General features: G+C 71.4%; 16 protein-coding genes. 2 read left to right on the forward strand and 14 right to left on the reverse strand.

The genetic code is table 11. The features are described 5' to 3' along the window. The first annotated feature begins 54 nt into the window (after positions 1 to 54). Positions 55 to 1401 carry an MFS transporter gene (locus CQ044_RS01720; RefSeq protein ID WP_105686401.1) on the forward strand — a complete coding sequence of 449 codons (1347 nt, stop codon included), beginning with the start codon at positions 55 to 57 and terminating at the stop codon, positions 1399 to 1401. A gap of 69 nt (positions 1402 to 1470) precedes the next feature. On the opposite strand, the gene CQ044_RS01725 is transcribed toward CQ044_RS01720, so the two are convergent. The 3 genes from CQ044_RS01725 to CQ044_RS01735 all read right to left on the reverse strand — a co-directional run bounded on the left by CQ044_RS01725 (position 1471) and on the right by CQ044_RS01735 (position 5328). Then, positions 1471 to 2838 (reverse strand): MFS transporter, encoded by a 1368-nt coding sequence (locus tag CQ044_RS01725; protein WP_105686539.1) that lies wholly within the window; start codon positions 2836 to 2838, stop codon positions 1471 to 1473. 64 nt (positions 2839 to 2902) lie between these two features. Beyond that, on the reverse strand, positions 2903 to 4660 hold the full coding sequence (locus CQ044_RS01730; RefSeq protein ID WP_258133107.1) for a sulfatase: 1758 nt from the start codon (positions 4658 to 4660) through the stop codon (positions 2903 to 2905). Between the two features lie 11 nt (positions 4661 to 4671). Then, positions 4672 to 5328 carry a PadR family transcriptional regulator gene (locus CQ044_RS01735; RefSeq protein WP_105686404.1) on the reverse strand — a complete coding sequence of 219 codons (657 nt, stop codon included), beginning with the start codon at positions 5326 to 5328 and terminating at the stop codon, positions 4672 to 4674. A 124-nt stretch (positions 5329 to 5452) separates the two neighbouring features. On the opposite strand from CQ044_RS01735, the gene CQ044_RS01740 reads away from it, so the two are divergent. Beyond that, positions 5453 to 6109, forward strand: a complete 657-nt coding sequence (locus CQ044_RS01740) for a histidine phosphatase family protein (protein WP_052680355.1) — start codon at positions 5453 to 5455, stop codon at positions 6107 to 6109. A 234-nt stretch (positions 6110 to 6343) separates the two neighbouring features. Here CQ044_RS01740 and CQ044_RS01745 read toward each other — a convergent pair whose 3' ends face one another. The 11 genes from CQ044_RS01745 to CQ044_RS01795 all read right to left on the reverse strand — a co-directional run bounded on the left by CQ044_RS01745 (position 6344) and on the right by CQ044_RS01795 (position 19525). Then, positions 6344 to 7984: an MFS transporter gene (locus CQ044_RS01745; protein WP_105686405.1), complete on the reverse strand. Its 1641-nt coding sequence runs from the start codon at positions 7982 to 7984 to the stop codon at positions 6344 to 6346. After that, positions 7981 to 9027, reverse strand: a complete 1047-nt coding sequence (gene glsA, locus CQ044_RS01750; protein ID WP_105686407.1) for a glutaminase A — start codon at positions 9025 to 9027, stop codon at positions 7981 to 7983. Before glsA ends, CQ044_RS01745 begins: the two co-directional genes overlap by 4 nt. A 115-nt stretch (positions 9028 to 9142) precedes the next feature. Continuing rightward, positions 9143 to 9652, reverse strand: a complete 510-nt coding sequence (locus CQ044_RS01755) for an FHA domain-containing protein (protein WP_181158142.1) — start codon at positions 9650 to 9652, stop codon at positions 9143 to 9145. Between the two features lie 218 nt (positions 9653 to 9870). Next, a complete protein-coding gene (locus CQ044_RS01760; protein WP_105686408.1) occupies positions 9871 to 11889 on the reverse strand; it encodes a primary-amine oxidase in 2019 nt (672 codons plus the stop codon). A gap of 94 nt (positions 11890 to 11983) precedes the next feature. Further along, positions 11984 to 13183, reverse strand: a complete 1200-nt coding sequence (locus CQ044_RS01765) for a hypothetical protein (RefSeq protein ID WP_146116717.1) — start codon at positions 13181 to 13183, stop codon at positions 11984 to 11986. Between the two features lie 82 nt (positions 13184 to 13265). Continuing rightward, positions 13266 to 13721, reverse strand: a complete 456-nt coding sequence (locus tag CQ044_RS01770; protein ID WP_105686411.1) for a hypothetical protein — start codon at positions 13719 to 13721, stop codon at positions 13266 to 13268. 7 nt (positions 13722 to 13728) lie between these two features. Continuing rightward, complete coding sequence (locus CQ044_RS01775; protein WP_105686412.1) at positions 13729 to 14190, reverse strand: hypothetical protein; 462 nt, start codon at positions 14188 to 14190, stop codon at positions 13729 to 13731. An 80-nt stretch (positions 14191 to 14270) separates the two neighbouring features. Then, positions 14271 to 15527: a CHAT domain-containing protein gene (locus tag CQ044_RS01780; protein WP_105686413.1), complete on the reverse strand. Its 1257-nt coding sequence runs from the start codon at positions 15525 to 15527 to the stop codon at positions 14271 to 14273. Then, positions 15517 to 17151, reverse strand: a complete 1635-nt coding sequence (locus CQ044_RS01785; protein WP_105686415.1) for a lipopolysaccharide assembly protein LapB — start codon at positions 17149 to 17151, stop codon at positions 15517 to 15519. Before CQ044_RS01785 ends, CQ044_RS01780 begins: the two co-directional genes overlap by 11 nt. Continuing rightward, positions 17148 to 18230: a hypothetical protein gene (locus tag CQ044_RS01790; RefSeq protein ID WP_105686416.1), complete on the reverse strand. Its 1083-nt coding sequence runs from the start codon at positions 18228 to 18230 to the stop codon at positions 17148 to 17150. The genes CQ044_RS01785 and CQ044_RS01790 overlap by 4 nt, the downstream gene beginning before the upstream one ends. Beyond that, positions 18227 to 19525: a hypothetical protein gene (locus CQ044_RS01795; RefSeq protein WP_105686418.1), complete on the reverse strand. Its 1299-nt coding sequence runs from the start codon at positions 19523 to 19525 to the stop codon at positions 18227 to 18229. The genes CQ044_RS01790 and CQ044_RS01795 overlap by 4 nt, the downstream gene beginning before the upstream one ends. Positions 19526 to 19532 lie beyond the last annotated feature (7 nt).

Consider the following 19532-nt stretch of genomic DNA (forward strand, 5'->3'; position numbering starts at 1 on the left):
GATCGTATCGATTTCGGCGGAGGTCTTGCGTTATCTACTGAGTACTCGGTAAATATGGATCACCCGCCAGAGAAAGGCCACACCGCCGTGGACGAATACCGCACCGATGCAGCACCCCTCGATCCGATGGCCGCGACGGCCTCCGTGACGGCGGAGGAGTCCGTGCCGCCTGCCGCGCCCGAACGGCTCGTCACGGCCGGCTTCCAGACCTCCCTGTTCTTCGCCTTCCTCGGCACCTGGACCGCTCTGCTGCCCGCGACGGGGATCACCCTGGCGCTCAAGGTGAATCAGATCGATCCGTCCGGCAAGGCGACGAGCCTCTCCCTCGTGCTGGGGGTCGGCGCCTTCGTGGCCCTCGTCGCGCAGAACATCTTCGGAGCGCTGAGCGATCGCACGTCGAGCCGGTTCGGCATGCGCCGCCCCTGGATCCTGGGCGGGATGGTGACCGGAGCCGCAAGCCTCCTCGGCCTCGCGTTCGCCTCGAACATCCCGATGCTGGTCGGCACGTGGGCGCTCACCCAGCTGACCTTCAACATCCTGCTCGCCGGGCTCAACCCCGTCATCCCCGATCAGGTGCCGCGGCGCCAGCTCGGCAGGGTGTCCGGCCTGATCGGGATCACCCAGGTCATCGCCGGCGTCGCGGGCGCCTTCCTCGCGCAGGCGTTCCTGCCCGATCTGACCGCCGCGATCCTGATCCCCGGCGTCGCGCTGCTCGTGCTCGTGACCGTGTTCCTGTTCGTGCTCAAGGATCGCCGGCTCCGCCGCGAGGACGTCGCGCCCTTCGACCTGCTGCTGTTCCTGAAGGCGTTCTGGACCAGCCCGCGCAAGGCCCCCGACTTCGCCCTCGCCTGGGTCTCCCGTCTGCTCGTCACGTTCGGCAACATGACGCTCGCGAACTACCAGCTCTACTTCCTGCTCGATCGCTTCGGCTTCACGCAGGCGAACGTCGGGCAGGCGGTGCTCCTGCTCACGCTCATCGGCGCCGCGACGACCATCCCCACGAGCATCCTGCTCGGGCGGCTGTCCGATCGGCTCGGGCGGCGCAAGATGTTCGTGCTGCTCTCGGCGATCATCGTCGCGGTGGCGCATATCGTCGCGGCGATGGCCCCCTCGTTCGCGGTGTTCGTGATCGCGGCCGTCGTCGCCGGACTCGCGCTCGGCGCCTATCTCGCGGTGGATCAGGCGCTCATCGCCGAGGTGCTCCCCTCCCGCGGCGATGTCGCGAAGGACATGGGCGTGCTGCACCTCGCGAACGTGCTGCCGCAGACGCTCGTCCCGGTCACGGCGCCGCTGTTCCTGATGATCGGCGGCGGCGACAACTACGCGGCGCTCTTCATCGGCGGCGCGATCGTCGCGATCATCGGCGCGATCGTCAACCAGTTCATCCGCTCCGTGCGCTGACGACCGCGACGAAGCGGCCCGCCTCCGAGGAGACGGGCCGCTTCGTCGTGCGGGCGAGGCGATGCAGAGTCAGGAGGTGAGTTCGAGTCGACGCGTCTCGAGCTCGTCGGCGACCCTCCTCACGTCGCGCGGGTAGGTGCGGTAGAGGATCCCGAGCACGGCCGCGTTCACGAGCATGAGGATCACGAGCACCCAGAGGAACACGGTCTGCAGGCCGAGCGCGTTGGCGAGGAAGCCGGCGCCGATCGAGAACAGGGCCCAGCCGATCGCCTCGAAGATCGTGATCATGATCGCGAAGGCCTGGCCGCGCAGCTCGGGCAGGGTGATCGCCATGATGATCGGCCGGTTCACGCCCGGGTTCATGCCCTGCGCGATGCCCATGAGTCCCCAGATCAGCGCGTAGGCGCCGATGCCGGCATAGGCGAACTGGGTGCCGAAGAACGCGACGACCGCGAAGAGCACCTGCGCGGCCTGGATGTAGGCGACGCGACCGCGCTGCGGGGCGCGACGGTCGAGGACGCCGACGAGGAAACCTCCGCCGAGCGTGCCGAGGAAGTAGCCGATGCCGAAGGGGAGCGCGGCGATCGCGGCGGTGGCGTTGTCGAAGCCGCGCACCGTGACGAGGAACTGGATGCCGAACACGCCGATCAGCAGGTGCCCGGAGAGCAGGCGGGAGACCATCATCACGACGTAGGAGGGGATCCGGAACAGCGACATCACGCTGCGGAAGGTGGGTTTCACCTCGGCGCGCTTCGCGGCGTCGAGGCCGGCCAGCTGCTTCTCCGCGGCGCCGACGCCCGGATCTTTGAAGAGCGCGAGGATCGCGACGCCGGCGAGGATGCAGACGCCGCCGAGCGCCCACATGCCCCAGCGCCAGCCGTCGGCGAAGTGCGAGAGCTGCGCGATGAGCGGACTGAGGACCGCTCCGATGCCCGCGGCGGCGCCGTAGAAGATGCCGACGGCGCGGGCGCGGTTCTTGTCGTCGAAGAGATCCGACACCACGGCGTTGGCGATCGGCTGCGCGCCGATGAGCGCGGCGGCCATCAGGGTGTTGAAGATCAGGAGGGCCAGGAAGTCGCCCGAGAAGCCTGCGGCGATGCCGAAGACCCCGGCCAGGGCCGTGCTGAGCGCGAGCGCCGTGCGACGCGACGTCCTGCTCGAGATCCAGACCCAGGCGGGCCCGAACGGCACCGAGATGATCTTCCCCGCGGCCGCGAGCAGGCCCAGATGGCCGTTGTCGAGGCCGAGGGCCTTCGCGATCGTCGGGAACAGCGTCGTGGTCAGGCCGCCCTCCGTGCCGTCGACCACGAGCATGCCGGTCAGGGTGAAGAGGTTGCGCCACCGGTGCGGCACGTGCGCCGCCTTCTCGGCACGGATCACCGACGTGGGCGTGCCCGCCGGCGGTGCGAGGGGAGGGGCGGATTCGGGTGCGGACATGGGGGTCTCCTGGATCATCGTCGATCGTCGAGCGGGGTGGGTGAGGGGTGGAGCGGGATGGAGGTCAGAGAGCGGCGAGGTCCTCGGCGACGCCGCGCAGCAGCGCCGGGGGCAGGGCGATCATCGCCGCGAGCTGGTAGAGCGACGTGCTGCCGAGCATGCCGAGGGTCTCGGTGTGCACGAGCTGCGGCACCGCGCCCCGCAGCACCTCGAGCGCGAGCGGATGAGACAGCAGCTCGGGCAGCGGCGTGCCGAGGCCGAACCGTCCGGCCGGGAAGTCGTCGAGCGGGGGGAGCGGCTGTGCGGCGGCCGTCGCGAGCGCGGCCTGCGCGGCGACGAGCAGGTGCTCCTCGCCGGGCTCCGCGTCCGCGGGGATCCCGAGCCGCGCGTACTGGCTCTCGGGGGCGTCGTTCTCGTGCAGGAGCCGGGCGAGGAGGCGCAGCATCCGCAGCTCGAGCGCGGGATCGTCGAGAGGGTGCAGCTGCTGCGGATCCTCTTCCAGATCGAACAGCAGTGTGCCGTGCAGGTACGGGCTCACCATCGCAGAGCCGCGCAGGCGCAGCGGGCGCACGCCCTTCATGAACGGGAACGGCTCGGCGAGCTCGGCGCCGGCGAACTCCGCCGGCGCGAACCGTCCGCGCATGTGCGTGGGCATGAGGGTGTACTCCTCGAGCGGCGCGTTCTGCGGCGTCGCGCACGCGCGCATGTAGACGTGGCGCCCGTCGGTGACGTTGACGTGCCCTCCGTGGATGCCGAACAGCGCGCCCTCGTGGACCGGCGCGTCCGCTCCGTCTCGGGGCTCGGATCCGCCGGGGCGGAGCGCGATCCCGAGCATGTCGTCGGTGGGTGCGACGTCGAAGAGGTCGAGCAGGGTCGGGGCGATGTCGATGGTCTGCACCAGATCGTCGTTGCGGGTGCCGGCCTGGCCCGTGCGCGGGTCCCAGAGGAAGGCGGGCAGGTGCACGAGCTCCTCGAACCAGGGCTGCACGCTCTTCGCCCACCAGCCGTGCTCACCGAGGAGGAACCCGTGATCGGTGTTCACCAGCAGCAGGGTGTCGTCCCACATGTCGTGCTCGTCCATGAAGTCCAGCACCCGTCCCAGCGACCGGTCGCACATCGAGACGAGCGCCTTGTACTCGTAGCGGGCGTGCTCGACCTGGTCCTCGGGCTCGGTGACCTTCGCGTAGGGCGGCCAGTCGAACTCGGGGCCCTCGTAGCGATGCGGGTAGAGCCGGCGGTACTCCTCGTACGTGAAGAACGGCTCGTGCGGGTCGAAGCACTCGATCTGCAGGAACCACTTGTCCGCGTCCGCGTTCGTGGCGAGGAATTCCAGCCCGGCGTCGAACGTGCGGGTCTGCGGATGCTCGGTCTCGCGCGTGAGGTATCCGCGGTTGATGGCGTCCTGCCGATGCAGGCGATCCTTGAAGCCGGTCAGCGGTCCCGTCGCCGCGACGTCGGCCTTCCACGCGTCGCCCTCCTGACCGCGGAAGAACTCCCAGGTCGTGTACCGCGTGTGGTACGTCGCGCCGCCGTCCTCCCAGTAGTGCGGGTGGTCGCTCGCGAGGTGCGTGTGCACGCCGGCCTTGCCGAGCATCTCCGGCATCGAGTCGTCCCAGGGCTCGAGCGGGCCCCAGGAGCGGTGCAGGAAGTTGTGCCGTCCGGTGTGCAGCTCGCGACGGGCGGGCATGCACGGCATGGATCCGGCGTAGAACCGGTCGAAGGTCACGGTCCGCTCGGCGAGACGGCGGAAGTTCGGGGCGTGGATCTCGTCCGAGCCGTACGGCGGCAGCAGATGCCGGTTCAGGCTGTCGAACATGACCATGATCGCGCGCATCAGCGGGTCGCTCCGCTCTCGGACGCCTCGGCGGCGCCGGGTCGGTCCGAAGCAGCCCTGGTCGATGCGGCGGGGTTCGAGGCCGCCGGAGCCGATCTGATCACGCCGTCGAGCAGATCGCGGCGCAGCTCGCGCAGCATGTCCATGTAGCCGTCGATCGCGGCCATGCCGTAGATGTGGCCGCGCTCGTTGAGCGCCGCAGCGAGCTCGTAGTCGAACTCGACGTCCGGATCGACCTGCAGGGTGCGGTCGCGGAGGCGGAAGCGCACGACCTGGTCCTCGCGCGCGGTGAGCTCGGTCTCGATGAGGTCGATGAGCTGTTCCCGGGTCATGAACCCCGCGAAGCTGAGGCGCGCGCCGAACTCCGGATCCTGGAACCGGCTCGGCGGGCTGTAGGGGCCGGTCAGCCAGTCGAGCAGGACGGTCATGCCCTCGGGGGTGACCCGGTAGATCTTCGCGTCCTGGGCCCCTGGGCGGTCGTCGACCGTGAAGAGGACCCAGCCGCGCTCGACCATGCCGGCGAGCGAGCGGTACACCTGGCTCATCGTCGTGTTCGAGCGCAGGAAGCGCCCGTGCGTGTCGAGGTAGCGCTTGATCTCGTAGCCGGTGGACGGCTTCTCGCCGATCAGGCCGAGGAGGAGGTGCTCGAGCTTCATTGATCCAACCTATGACTCTTGTGTCATCCTCACGATGACAGACCGAGGATGACACAAGAGTCATGGGTGCGTCAAGGGGCGGCATCTGCGATGGGCGCCGAGGTCCAGGGCGTACGGTGGCGAGGTGGAGACTCTCGACCCGCTGCCCGACCATCCCGCCCCCGACAACCCGCAGGGCAAGCTCGTGCTGCTGCGGCACGGCGAGACCGAGTGGTCGCGGAGCGGCCGGCACACGGGGCGCACCGACATCCCGCTCACTCCGCGCGGCGAGGAGCTGGCCCGGCTGGCCGGGGCGCTCGTGACCGGATACGACTTCCGCCTCGTGCTGTCCTCTCCGCTGCAGCGCGCCCGCCGCACGGCGGAGCTCGCGGGGCTGGACGCCGATGTCGATCCGCTGCTCGTGGAGTGGGACTACGGCGGGTTCGAGGGGCGCACGACCAAGGACATCCGCGCCGAGCTCGGCTACAACTGGAGCGCGTTCACGCACGGCGTGATCCGCGGCGAGACCCCGGGGGAGACCGTCGAGGAGGTCGCCGCGCGCGCGTCGCGCGTGCTCACCAGGGTGCTGCCGGCGATGGTCGACGGCGACGTCGCGCTCATCGCGCACGGTCACTACCTGCGGATCCTGACCGCGGTCTTCCTGCGTCAGGCGCCGCGGTTCGGGGCCGCGATCACCCTGGACGCCGGATCCGTCTCGGTGCTCGGCTTCACCCGCGAGCAGCCCGCGATCCTGGCCTGGAACCACGGCCCGCAGCTGCCTCTGGTGCCGTCCGAGTCCTGACCACGCGCCGCAGGCGGGGACCCCCCGGCGCGATCTGCGCCGAATGCAGGAGCCCGTCCCCGAATGCAGGAGCACGGGCGCCCGTGGTCGTGCGTGTCCTGTGATCACGCGGGCTTCGACGCGTGTTCGGCCGCAGCGGAGGTCTCGCTCCTGCAGATGGAGTCGCCATCCTGCAATCGGCGGTCGACGGCGCACGCACCGCGCCCGCCGGGAGGGGCTACCGGGCGCGGCGGGTCAGGATCCTTCCGGCAGGTTCTCCGGCGCGGGGATCTCCTCGGGACGGTAGCGCGGCAGGCGCGAGGCGGGGAGGGCCGCGATCGCGCTGATGCCGGCGAGCACGAGGAAGCCGAGTCTCAGCGTGCGCAGGCGCTGCTCCTCGTTGATCGCCACGGCCGCGTCGATCTGCGCGGGGGTCGCGTCGGTCTCCTCGAACTTCGCCTTCAGGGCGTCGTTGCTGAGGAAGTTCACCTGATCCAGGTCGACCTGCGTCATGATCTCCGGCGGCAGATCCTTGTGCGCGGTGACAGCCTGCGTGAAGCCCATGCTGAGCAGGGTCACCAGGAGCGCCCCCATCACGGCCGTGCCGACGGCGCTCGCCAGGTTCTGCGTCGTGCCGCGGATGGATCCGACATCGCCGGCGAGCGTCTTCGGCGCGGCCGTGACGAGCACGTTGAAAACGAGCGTGACGAGCGATCCCTGGCCGATGCCGAAGACCACGAGGCCGAGGATCGTCGGGAACGTCTCCCAGTTGTTCGTGACGACGATGGACAACCAGATCAGGGCGAGGGTGGTCAGGATGAACGAGAACAGCGCGATGGTCCGCGGCGCGAAGCGTTTGTAGAACCGCACGATGAGGGTCGCGGTCACGAACACGGTGAGGTTGAACGGCATCATCGCGAGGGACGTGTCGAACGGCGTCCGTCCCTGCACGACCTGGATGTAGGTCGGCACGGTGAAGTTCACCGCGGCCTCCATCGCGACGATGATGAACATCGCGTAGACCGCGGCGCGCTCCGAGCGCTTGCCGAGAACGCTCAGATCCACGAGCGGCACCTTGCCGAGACGCATGCGTCGTCGGGTCCACAGGAAGAAGGCCTGGCCGAACACCACCCCGACCACGACGAACAGCGGCGCGGGGGAGAGGCCGAGCACGGAGAACGGCGCTCCGGGCTCGGCGAGCAGGATGCCCCACGCGTTGAGGTTGTTGAAGCCCAGGGTGAGCAGCACGACCGCGGCGCCGATCAGCGCCGATGCCACGAGGTCGATCCGGATCGCGGGGTTGCCGCGATCGCCGCGCAGCCCGAAGCTCAGCGCGAACACCGCGATCGCGAGCGCGAGCGTGATGAAGAAGACCGGCCGCCAGCCGACGAGGGTGCCCAGGGTGCCGCCGATGAGGAACGCGCTGATGCCGGAGAACGCGCGGGCGGAGCCGAGCGAGCCGACCGCCGTCGCCTGCTGTGCGCCGCGGTAGTTCTCCGCGATGAGCGCGACGAGCGAGGGCACGATGATCGCGGCGGACGCGCCCGCGAGCACCTGGCCGCCGATCGCCCAGCCGATCGAGGTCGCCGTGATCATCAGGACGCTGCTGAGGGCGAACACGGCCACCACGATGCGGAAGATGAGCACCCAGCCGATCCTCTGGCCGAGCTTGGCGCCGGTCATCACCAGCGCGGCCACGGCCAGCCCGTACACGACGATGGTCGAACTGGCCGTGGTAGGCGGCACGCCGAAGTCCTCGACCATCCCGCCCAGCGAGATCGGCAACGCCGCGACGTTGAACGACATCAGCACCTGGGCGAGGAAGAGCCCGATCATGGGCGCCCAGGAGCGTCGCTCCTCGACGGGCGGGGTGACGGGGGAGGTGACATCGGTCATGAGGACTCCTTCACAGCGGTCGGATCCGTTCCGGCGCCGGGGGCGCGGTTGCCACGGGGTGCGGAGGCGAAGAGGTTGAGGCCGAGGGCGCGGGAGAGGAAGGCGCACGCGCGCTGTCCCCGCACGCTGTTGCCCGCCTCGTCAAGGCGGGGGGAGAAGGTGCCGATGGCACCCTTGCCGGGGGCGATCGCGACGATGCCTCCGGAGACGCCGGACTTCGCCGGGAGGCCGATCTCGAACAGCCACTCGCCGCTGCGCTCGTACATGCCGCACGAGGCGAGCAGGGCGAGCGTGTCGCGCGCGGTCTGCGCGGAGACGACGCGCTCGCCGGTGAGCGGGTTCACGCCGCCGTCGGCGAGGGTCGCGCCCATCGTCGCGAGATCCTGGGCGGTCACGGCGAGCGAGCACTGCCGCGTGTAGATGTCGACGGCCTCGTCCGGCGCGATCGCGAGGCGGTCGTAGCTCTGCAGCAGACGAGCGAGGGCATGGTTGCGGTGATTCGTGAACGACTCCGACCGGTACACCTCGCCGTCGAGGGCGAGCGGGCGCCCGGCGAAGCGGCTGAGCCCGTCGCGGATCCGCTGCCAGCGCTCGTCGGCATGGGCGCCGGGGACGAGCGCGGTCGTCGCGATCGCGCCGGCGTTCACCATCGGGTTCATCGGGCTGCCGTCGTTGAGCTCGACCGCCACCACGGAGTTGAACGCGAGCCCCGTGTTGTTCACGCCGACGGTCTCGCGGATCGTGTCGTGCCCGATCCCGTCCGCGGCCAGCGCGAACACGAACGCCTTCGAGATCGACTGGATCGAGAAGGCGACGCCGACATCGCCCACGGCATGCGCGCCACCGTCGACGTCGACCACCGAGAGTCCGAACCAGGCCGGATCCGCTTCCGCGAGGATCGGGATGTAGTCGGCCACGACGCCGTCGTCGTGGCCGGCGTAGCGCGCGTGCGCCTCGGCGACCAGCTGATCGATCCGCGCGTCCTGCGGCAGCGCGCCGGTGAAGCTGAGTTGCGGGACATCGTTCACATCGGCCTGGAACACGGCGTCTCCTCTGACGGCACCAGTATTCCGCAGAGTGCCCTCCGGCGACAGGGGGTCTCATCTCCCGGCCGATGCGTGGGAAACGCCCGGTGGGAGGGCCCTTCGGTATCGCGGCTCAGTCGCCGAACGCGTCAGGGGCGGTCTGCGGCGGTGACGGCGGCAACGGGATGGCGCCGGTGTGCCCCTCGCCCTCGTAGTCGGGGCGCGGCGGCTGCCGGCGCTGGTGCGCGCCCTCGCCGCCGAGGCGCCCGCCGTAGGGACGGCCATGGTCGGCGAACTCGTCGCGCACGAACACGAAGCGCCAGTCGCCCGCGGTGAAACGCGCGCCGGTGTGCAGGGTCTCGACGGGACGTCCCTCCTCCTCGGCCGCCTTCGCGATGTTCGCGCTGGTCTGCCCAGGGCCGACCATCTCGAGGTCGTAGTCGTCGTGGCCGTCGTGGCGGATGATCGCATGCACCGGGTCGATGCCCTCGAGGCGGATCTGGCAGTCCGAGCCGGATCCGATCCGTGTCTCGTCCTCGGTGATCTCGTGCACCAGGTGGGTGTCTTCGAGGGTGATCAGCAGATGAGGATGCCCCGCGCCCCAGTCGGCGTGAGTGGTGGTGCCGCGCCCCTGCGTGTTCATGTCGGACCTCCTTCGTGGAGGCCGGGCGGCGCGGATCATCCGTCCAGGACGCTCAGCGGGGTGTCGCCCTGGTCTCTCGCATACCGCGATCGTAACCCCGCCCGCGACCACGGGCGCCGGATCGGGCGAAGCCGTGCGGATACTCGTTTCCGGGGTCGTCGAGCGAGCTCGGGCGAAGCCGTGCTCGCTCAACGACCCCGAGGGGCCTTTGCCGCCCCTCAGCCGTGGTGGTCGTGCTCGTGCCCCTCGTCGTGGGCGTGCGCACCGCCGTGCCCGTGACCCTCGCCGTGGTCGCAGCGGCATTCGCCGCCGCCGCACGCGCAGGCCGCGCCCTTGATCGTGCGGGGGGCGTCGAGCGAGGGGTTGCGGTCGAAGAACCCGAACGGCTTGAGCCAGAACGAGATGGTGTCGGCCGGCATGATCGGCCAGTCCTCGGCACGCGTGATGTGGTGGATCCCGAAGTTGTACCAGAGCACGACGTCCTCGTCGACGAGGTTCTCGTCGTCCGCGATCCACGCCGTCATGCCGTTGCCGAGGTCGTCGACGGCCTGGGTCGGGTAGTCGCCCGCGGGCCAGAACTGGTCGTCGTGGTGCCGTGTCACCCAGAGTGTCTTCCCGATGACGGGGTTGCGCTTGAGGATCGGCGAGGACTCGTCGAACATCGCAGGGAAGGACGCCGAGGGGACGAGCTTGTACGCCACCGGGGCGCCCCACGCGTTGAGGCGGTTCGGGTTCTGCACCTTCCAGCCGCGCTGACGCTCCCAGTCGTAGCGGCGCCCCGCCTCCGCCTCGGAGCGGATGACGGTGGCCTGCGTGTGCAGGTCGAGCCCGAACGGATTGGCCTCCGAGATCGGCGCCGGCATCGAATCGGACTCGACGACGGTGTTGCCGTCCCCGTCGACGTCGAGGTCGAGCCGGGCGATGAGGAAGTGCTGGTGGAAGGGCGCATAGGTGCGCTCGTCGATCGTGGTCCCTGTCGCCTTGCCCTGCTCGCCCTCCGCCATGGGCGTCGTCACCATGATGCCGGTGGCGCGCACCTCGCACTCGATGTTGCCGTCCTGGTAGAAGCGCCAGTACACGAGGTACTCGTAGTTGGCGACCGTGGCGTGCACCGACACCACGAACCGGCGCTGGCGGCGCACCTCGGTGCCGGAGTCGGGGTCGACGTGCTTCCACAGCACGGCGTTGTCCTCCTCGTGCAGGCAGATCGCGTTCGTGATCGTCCAGGGCTGACCGGCAGTGTCCGGCAGCACGGCATCGAGGTAGGTGATCTCGCCGAGGCAGTCGCAGCCGAGCTCGAGCGAGGTGCACATGTACCCCAGACCCCACTCGCCGATGTCGAACGCGGTGCGCCGGTAGTGGTCGAAGCTGGAGTCCCGGTAGGGCACGATCATCTCGGCGAACGAGAGCCGGTAGGCGACCTCGCGCCTGGTGCCCTGGTCGTCGAAGCCGACCTGGTAGATGACCGGTCCCTCCCTGTAATTGAACCCGAGCCGGAAGTCCCAGTTCTGCCAGCGGATCCGAGAGCCCTCGACGGTGAACGAGACGCCCTCCGGCTGCACGATCTGCAGCGGCTTCAGATCCTCCCGCGGAGTGATGCCGGCGAGTTCCGGCACGTACTCGCCGTGCACCTCGGGGAAGCCGAAGTCGTGGTGATCCTCGATCTCGAGCACCTCGAGAGTGTTCATGTCGACGATGATCTTCAGCCCGCTCACCGGGTGCGCGTAGGGGTTGCCGTCGGGCGTCGCGCGCATCCACAGGTCCACCCAGCCGAGGCGGCGGTCGCGCCACTTCTCGGGGATCACGGCCCCGCCGTAGGTCCAGACGTCGAACAGCACGAGGTCGAGGTCCTCGATCCCGCGGCCCGCGAGCGCCGCGCGGACCTCGGGGTTCTCCTTCATCGCGTGGTCGCAGTCGTGGTACTCGTCGATCGTGAAGTTCGGGGTGACGCCCGGCACGTGCGTCCACGACTCCACGGCGTCGTCGGTGAGGTTCACGACCGCCTCGTAGACCTCGTTGGTGTGCTTGCGCCACAGCACCGAGAGCGAGCGGCGCACGACCGGATCCCCGTCCCGCCACGCCTTGACCTCGGCTTTCGGCGGCTCCTTGAGGATGATCGAGGCGTAGCGCCAGCCGGCGTCGATGCCGTGCTCGCGGGTGAGCACGGCGGCGGTGGCGGAGAACTCCTCGCCCGTGAGCGAGTCCAGGGGGTGCGATGGCGTGGGCTGCGACGACATGTGAGTCCCGTTCGTTCGATCCCGGGTGCGCCACGATGCGCGCCCCGGCGGACTTCGAGTCTGCCAGTCCGGCGCGGAGTTCGCACCGCCGGGATCAGCCGACCGGGATCTCCGCGCCGGTCCCTGCGTCGAAGCGCCGGGTCGTCGTCTTGTACACGCCTTCGCTGTCGACGTCGATGACGAGCGGACCCTGCAGCCGCCGGATCATCACGTTCGAGATCACGATGCCGGGAGCGTCCGCGTGGACGGTCGCGACCGCGCGGCGCACCACGTCGGGGTCCACCTCGGCGATCGAGAATCCGCCCTGGGTCGAGGTGAGCTCGCTGGTCCAGGACAGGCTGAGGGATCCGTTCCGGTAGGCGTAGCTGTCCTCGCCCTCCGGATCCGTCGCGCTCATGGCGTCGATCGACCAGTACGTGTCGAAGATCACCACCGACTCCAGACTGCGGCCATGCAGTTGATGGCGAAGGTCGGTGAGATCGAGATCGAGGACGGCGGAGTCCCAGATCCCCTGGACCTGTCCGCCGAGGCGCTGCGGCATCTCCCCGATGAGTGCGGCCGCGCGCTCAGGCGTGGAGAACACCCAGACCGTGCCGAGCGCGAATCCGCTGAGGACGCAGACGACGATGATCACGGTGTTCGCCAGGATCCGTCCGACGCGGCCCGCGCCCGACCCTGGCTCGGCGGACGACGGTTCCGCGACTCCGGCACGGGGAGCGGTCTTCGCCGCGCCGGTCGCAGGGGCCACCGCGTCGTAGCGCGACGGCGCGGCGCGCAGCTCGGCCGCCCAGTGCGCGTCGGGTGCCGGGTCCAGCACGGGGCGCGCCTCCGGGGCCGGCGTCGCCACGACGACATAGCGTCCGGTGAAGAAGCCCGGCAGCTCGCCCATCGTGATGAACTGCGAGAACACCTCCTGCCGCGGAGAACCGGCCCGCGGGAACACCGTGACCGTGAACTCGTACAGGTGGTGGAAGTTGCGCACGGTCAGGCCCGCCTCGCGCAGGGACTCGATGCGGGCGATCTCGCGGGGCGCCGTGGGCGCGAGCACGGGGGGAGCGCCGAGTCGTGCGCCGCGTCGCGCCCCCGAACCCGAACCCGAACTCGCGCCGAGCTTCGACACGATGCCGAAGACCAGCACCGCCGGCACGACGGTCGTGGCGACGATGAGGGCGATGACGAACGCGATCGTCGCGGTCTCGGTGCTGCCGAGCGTGAACCCGAGGACCGAGGCGAGGATGGTGCCGATCGCCATCCAGAAGAGGACGAGGATCCCTCGTCGCACCCAGCGGTTCATGTCGTTCTCCTCGTTCTCGGGTCTCTGGACCATAGCGGTTCGGGAAAGGCGGCGGGGGGTCGGGAAGGGGGCGTGCCCGGCGTCATCCGAGCAGAAGGGCCTGCGGATCGTCCGGCGAGACCCGGAACGGCAGCACCGCGCCCTGGCGCCAGTTGTGCCGAGCGGCCTCGGCGATGACCGTGCGGTAGGTCGCCCGATAGGGCTCGCGTCCCTCGATCCGCACCTCGAGGAGTACGGCGTACACCGCGAGGCCGTCGGCGGATTGCGCTTCGGGCGTGCACGCGATCACCGTGCCCGATGCGGGCAGGCCGTTCTGGTGGAACGCGAGATTCGCGAAGGGATCCGCCGTCGCCGCGCCGTACGGCCCGCCGGGCCCCGACGGGGCCGCCGCGGTCGTCTGGTACGCGAAAGCATCGGCGACGCGGCCCCACTGCTCTGCGATGTCGGCGGACTGGCGGATCGCCTCCCGCGCGGTCGGATGCGGCGGCAGCTCGCGCGTCGCGCGCATCAGACGCCGCAGATCTCGGATCAGGCCCATGCTGCGCTCAGCTCGTCAGGGCGATGTTCTGCGGGTCGGCCGGGTCGACGGCGATGCCGTGCGCGGATCCGATCGCGTAATTGCCGATGAACTGCGCGGCGACCATCTCGCGCTTGGCGACCGTGTACGGCGCGCCGCCCGGGATCGTCACCTCGATGTCGATCAGGTACCAGGCGTTGCCCGCGGTGCGCTCTCCCGTGTCGACGGCACCCGTGATGATGCCGGTCGCCGGCGTCCCGACCGCGATCACCCGGTTGAGCTCCTGGCCGTAGGCGTTCAGCACATCGTGATCGGCCTGCATCCGCTCCCGCAGATCAGCGCCTTCCGCGGCCGTGGGCAGGGCGCCGTCGGAGTACCCCGCCTGGGCGAGCTGCTGCGCGGCCAGTTGCTGCGCGGCCTGCGCCTGCGCCGCCATCGACTGCGGGTCCATGCCCGCGAATGCGTTCTTCGCGCGATCGAAGAGTCCCATGATCCGTACCTCCTGTGTGTCCGTGTGGATGCACTCAGGCTGGCGGAGGGCGAGCGCTCCCGATCACAGGTTTCCGGCGATCAGGGTTCGTGACGCGGCGGCGGAGACCAGGTCGTGGAGATCGCCGCCCACATCAGCGGCGAGTGCTCGACGGCGCCGGAGCGCGCCCAGGTCTCGGCACAGGCGCGCTGCCAGGCGTTGAGCGCCGCGACCGGATCCGCGCTCTCCTGGGCCGCGTCCACTGCGTCGATGGCCGCACTGAAAGCCGGGGCGTGCTCACCGGCGGCTCGTGCGAACCCCGCATCGGTGGGCAGAGTCCACCGTGCGGCGGTGACGTGCTCCGCGCCGCCGCGGACCAGCGCCGCGACGAGCGCCGTGGGCTCCGCGAAACCGGCGTCTCCACCGGACTCGCAGGCCATCAGCGCGACGCGGGCCGGAATCAGCCAGCCGCCGTCGGTGTCGTCCTCCGACGCTCCGAAGGCGATGTCGGCGGCGGTGAGCGGGCGATGGGCGCCGAGCAGTGCGGCACGGCCGGGTTGGGCCGGGCCGTCCGAGAGATGCATGCGCACGTCCAGACCGTGGTCGGACGACGACACGTGCCCGACGTAGAGGAGGCGGGACGCATCGGCGAGCAGCGCGCGAAGGCGCACCCGGTCGATCGCGCCGCCGAGGAGGGGCTCGGCGCCGCGGGCCCGGGATCCGAGCCGCTCCCGCAGCGCGTCGAGTCCCGCCCCGGCGCCCGCCGGCCCGAGCACCGGGGCGAGCATCCCTCCCGGCACGGGAGGATCCAGCACCGCGACGACCGGACCGCGCGGATCCCACCCTGAGACGCGACGCGACGGGGCGTTGCGCACGCCGGCCGGCACGAGCAGGGACACCTCGGCCTCGTGCACCATCCGCCGGTCCGCGTCGACGAGCAGCGCTTCCCAGGGGACCCGGCCGAGCGAGGGGGAGCCCTGGATGCGCAGATGCGGGCGCCGGCCGCGCTCGAGCAGTGCGTTCAGCTCCGCGGCGAGCGGGGCGGGCAGCAGCGCCCCTGCCAGCTCCGCGGACAGTCCACGTTCGCGGTCCGGATCGGAGAGTAGTCCGCGGAAGGCTCGGTCGAGAGCGGCGGTGACGCTCTCGCCGGGCAGGGGCGAGGGCACCGACTCGTCCAGCCGGTCGAGCACGGGCTGCACAGCGGCACGGGGGATCGCGTAGGCGCGCGGCCGCTCCGGCGCATGCTCCCACCGCCACGTGACGTAGAGATCGCCGACGTCGGCGTACTTGAGCTGCACGCGCGGGCGGTCCGGCGCGCCCTCGGCGACATCTCCCGCGCTCCCGCGTTCACCAGGCATCGACGGCCTCCGCGGAGCGGATGGCGACCCCGTAGCGACGTTCGGATTCGGCGATCCAGACCCGGAACGACTCGTCGCCGGGCATCGCCCGCACGAACGGCGGCGGTGCTCCTCCGCCCGTGGCGGTCGGGGAAGCGCGACCGGCCTCCCCGGATGCGGCCAGGGCGTACGGCGCTTCGAGGACGGCGAAGCGGACGCGGTCGTTCTCCGGTGCGCGATCCGAGGCCGACGAGGAGGGCGCGAAGGCGTCGAGAGAAGGCGAGGAGCAGAGGAACTCGATCACCTCCACGGCGAGGCGGGTCTCGGCGAGCGCGCTGATGCTCTGCAGAGCGACCTCGAAGGCGACCGTCGAGACCGTGCGGATCCACCGCTCCCGCATCGGTCCTGCCGCGAATCGCCCGCGCAGCGCGTCCGTCGCGAGCGCGGCGGGCAGCGCGAGATCGAGTGCGGCGCGCCGCATGCGCCGCTTCTCCGCGGGGAACAGCGAGCGCTCGGCGGCTGTGAGCGCGGCGACAGCCCGGCGCACGTCGACCCGTGCGGCCTCGTGCAGGGCGCCGGTCGACGCGCAGACCGCGCGCGCCCTCCGGTAGGCGGCATCGGCGGCGGGGAAGCGCCATTGCGCGACGAGGGTGTCGCCGAGCAGCAGTTCCGCCTGGAACTGCGCCCACACGTCACCCTGCGCGAGGACCTCCGCACGCACCTGCTCGACGAGCCGGCGTGCGGCGGCGAGCTTGCCCCGGGCGAGCAGCACGGCGGCGCGCCCGAGCCGGGACACCGCGGCGGAACGAGGGTCGCCGCCGTGCCGGTAGCCCTCCTCCGCCGCGAGGAAGCGCTCCTCGGCGGCATCGACCTCGCCGCGGTCGAGCAGCAGCCGCGCGAGGTTCTCCTCCGTGCGCGCCGCGGCGATCGGACCGGTCGCCTGGAGCTGCCGCGAGATCTGCAGCTGCTCGGCGGCGAGACGCGGGTCCCCGGTCCGGTGGGCGAGCGCGGCGAGGCCGGAGTACGCGTACGAGGCGAGACGCGGTTCGTGCGTCAGCGCCGCGCTCAGGGCAGCCCGGAAGGCGACCTCGGCGTCGGCGAAGCGCTCCCGATCGAGCAGGATCCCTCCGAGCGTGTTGTGACGTCCGAAGACCAGCAGCGGCGGCGTCGCGTGGTCGAACTCCGCGCCGAGCGCCTCGAGGTCCTGCAGCGCCTCGGTCGAGCGGCCGACCAGTGCGAGCGTCTGCGCGCGGTTGATCACGGCCCCGAAACGCACCTCAGGGGTGCGACGGGCGGATCCGATCGCCGCCTCGGCGGCCGTGCAGGCGGCGATCGCCCTCGTGGCGAAGTCGATCGCCGCAGGGGCATCCCCGCGTGCTTCCGCGATCGCGGACAGATTGGACAGGGCCCGGCCGCGCAGGTCGAGGCCGACCCCGTCGACGTCCTCGACCTCCGTGGCCGCGAGGAGGCGGCGGGTGGCCGACTCGGCCGCGATCGGGCCGCCGGACGCGTACGCGGTGCTCAGCTCGGCGAAGAGCGGCTCGACGTGCTGCCATCGGGCCGGAAGGTTCCCGGATCCGGGCAGGCCGAGGACCAGGGCGTCGAAGGACCCGCCTTCTCCTCCTGTCGGCTCGGTCCCCGTCATCGCCTCGCGGCCTCCTGCTCGGCGAGCAGCACGGCCTGATCCGGGATCCCCGTCTCGCCGATCTCGGCCTCCCGTGCGCGGTCGAGGCGCTCGCGGGCGAGGGCGAGGAGCGCTCCCGCGTCCACGTCGCGGCGGCCGCGATATCCGCGCGAGGCGAGAGCGAGCGTGCGCGCGGCGGGAGGCGTGAGCAGGATCGTCGCGGGAGCGGCGACGCTGCCCGCGAATCGTCCGGGCTCTGGTCTGAGGGCCAGCGCGACGCCCGCGAACACGGCGTCGAGCGGTGCCGGATCCGCGGCGGAGATCGACGGCGCACGCGGGACGGAGATCTCCAGCACGACGTCGGATTCCGCGGAGCGCACCTGCCAGTGCGCCGATCCCGCGGCGTCGACCGTGCCGGGCGCGAACGCCGAGAGATCCAGCGGCTCCGTGCCCTCCGCGAGCACGTCCGCGGGGGAGCGCGCGGTCGCGGAGGCGGCGAGAGCGAGGTCCTCGCGTGCCGGCATCGCCGCGGCGCTGCCCGCGGTGATTCCGCGGTCCGCAGCCGCCTCCTCGACCCGGGCCTCGAGCGCGGCCAGCGCGGGAAGCACTGCGGCGTCGATCTCCGGCGCGAGCCGGAGCGCACGCGCGGCGGCCAGGCCGTCGGCGAGTGCCACGAGCAGCAGCTCATCGCCGTCGAGCACGTGCTCCACCGCGATGAGCGCATCCGCCCGCTCCACGGCGAGGATCCGCGGATCGAGCGGCGGGATGCCCGCGAGCGACGAGGCCGGCCACCACGTCGCCGCCCAGGTCGCCAGCGCCGCGCGCCGAGCGTGGTCGAGCGCAGGAGCGGGAGCGGGAGCGGGCGCGAAGGATCCCGTCCGTTCCAGGAGCACCGGAACCGCGCCGGGGCCGTAGATCTGCCAGGCGACGTCGAGGGCGAGGGCGGGATCCCACACGGTCGCCGTCGGCGGTCCGGCGGGATCGGCCGCGTCCCAGACCAGGAGCGCGCCCGCCGTCTCGAGCAGCGCCGCATGCGCGTGCGCGGGCGGCACAGGGCCGATCCGCAGACCCTCCGAGGTGCGGGTCGTGTGCAGGATCATGCCGCCTCCTCGAGCGCGTCGCGGCCGATCGACGCCTTCACGATCCCGCGCCGGTCCAGGATCACGGAACGCAGCGCGCCGTCGAGCAGCGCCCAGACATCCTCCGCCTGCACTGCGTCGCCGCGCAGCTCGCGTCCGTGCAGCCGCACCCAGAGGCGACGCAGCACGGCCTCGCGCACACCGCGCGCCGCGGCCGGGTCCTCCTTGAGGCGCAGCGCATGGTGCACGAACGGCTCGCGACGCCATCGTCCGTGCAGTCGCCGGGCGGCATCGGTCGTCGCGCCCGCCCCAGGGTCGGCGAGTGCGGCGGGGGAGGGCGCGGATCCCGTCTCCGACGCGGGATCCGCGAGCGCGGCGGATGCTTCGGCCGCGGCGAGCAGCACGACTCTGCTCCGCTCCTCGGCGAGCTGCCACGCGCCCGCGGTACGACGGATCTCGTCGTGCACGACGTCGTCGAGGACCTCGCCGCTGTCCGCGACGGCCGCGAACGACGCGAACAGCCGCTCGAACAGCGATCTGTCGAACGGCGGCGGCATCGCGGTCTTCGTGGCGCTCGTCCCCGGCTCTGGGGGCACCGGGATTTCCTTGGCTGTCAGCCCCAGCGCCCTGGCGGCTCCCGGACGATCCGCCGGCGGTGCGCCGGCGGATCCGCTGCGGGACGCGACGAGGGCGGCGAAATCCCCGGCCCCGGAACCGTTCGCGCAGGAGTCCAGCAGCCGGCGCAGGGCGTCGTGCGCGACGTCGTCCTCCGGCACCGTCCTGCGCGCCCATGCTTCCGCGATCTCCTGCCCCGCTCGTGCGGCGACCGCGGGATCGTTCAGATGCGCGCGCAGGTCTGCGATGCCGGGGCGGATGTCGTCGTGCACCTCAGCCAGCGTGGCGGCGGCGATGACGTCGGCGTCGTGCGCCGGGGAACCATGGCGGCGGGCCAGTTCGAACGCGCGCTGGAAGTAGAGGTCCTGGGGGTTGCCACGGGTGATCCCGGCACGGCGGCGCGCGCGCTTCAGAGCGGTGAACCAGGCGGCCGTCGCCGCGAGATCCGACCGCGCGGCGAGGAGAAGCGCCTCCAGCTCGCCGGCGGACTCGTCCGAGAGCAGGGCATGCGCGAGATGCGGGCGTGCGGACGGCCGGATCACCAGCGGGTCGATCAGGAGCTTGGTCGTGCGGGCCAGCGGAACGCCGGTGGGACCCGTGAGAGGACCGACTCCGGCGAGCCGTCCCCACGCACGCGCGATCACGAGACTGCGCGGCAGACCGCGCACCGGCGGACCGGGCGGTCGGGCGTCGGCGGTCATGCGGGGA

Origin of the sequence: Microbacterium sp. MYb64 (genome assembly GCF_002979495.1) — a bacterium.
Lineage (GTDB): Bacteria > Actinomycetota > Actinomycetes > Actinomycetales > Microbacteriaceae > Microbacterium > Microbacterium azadirachtae_A.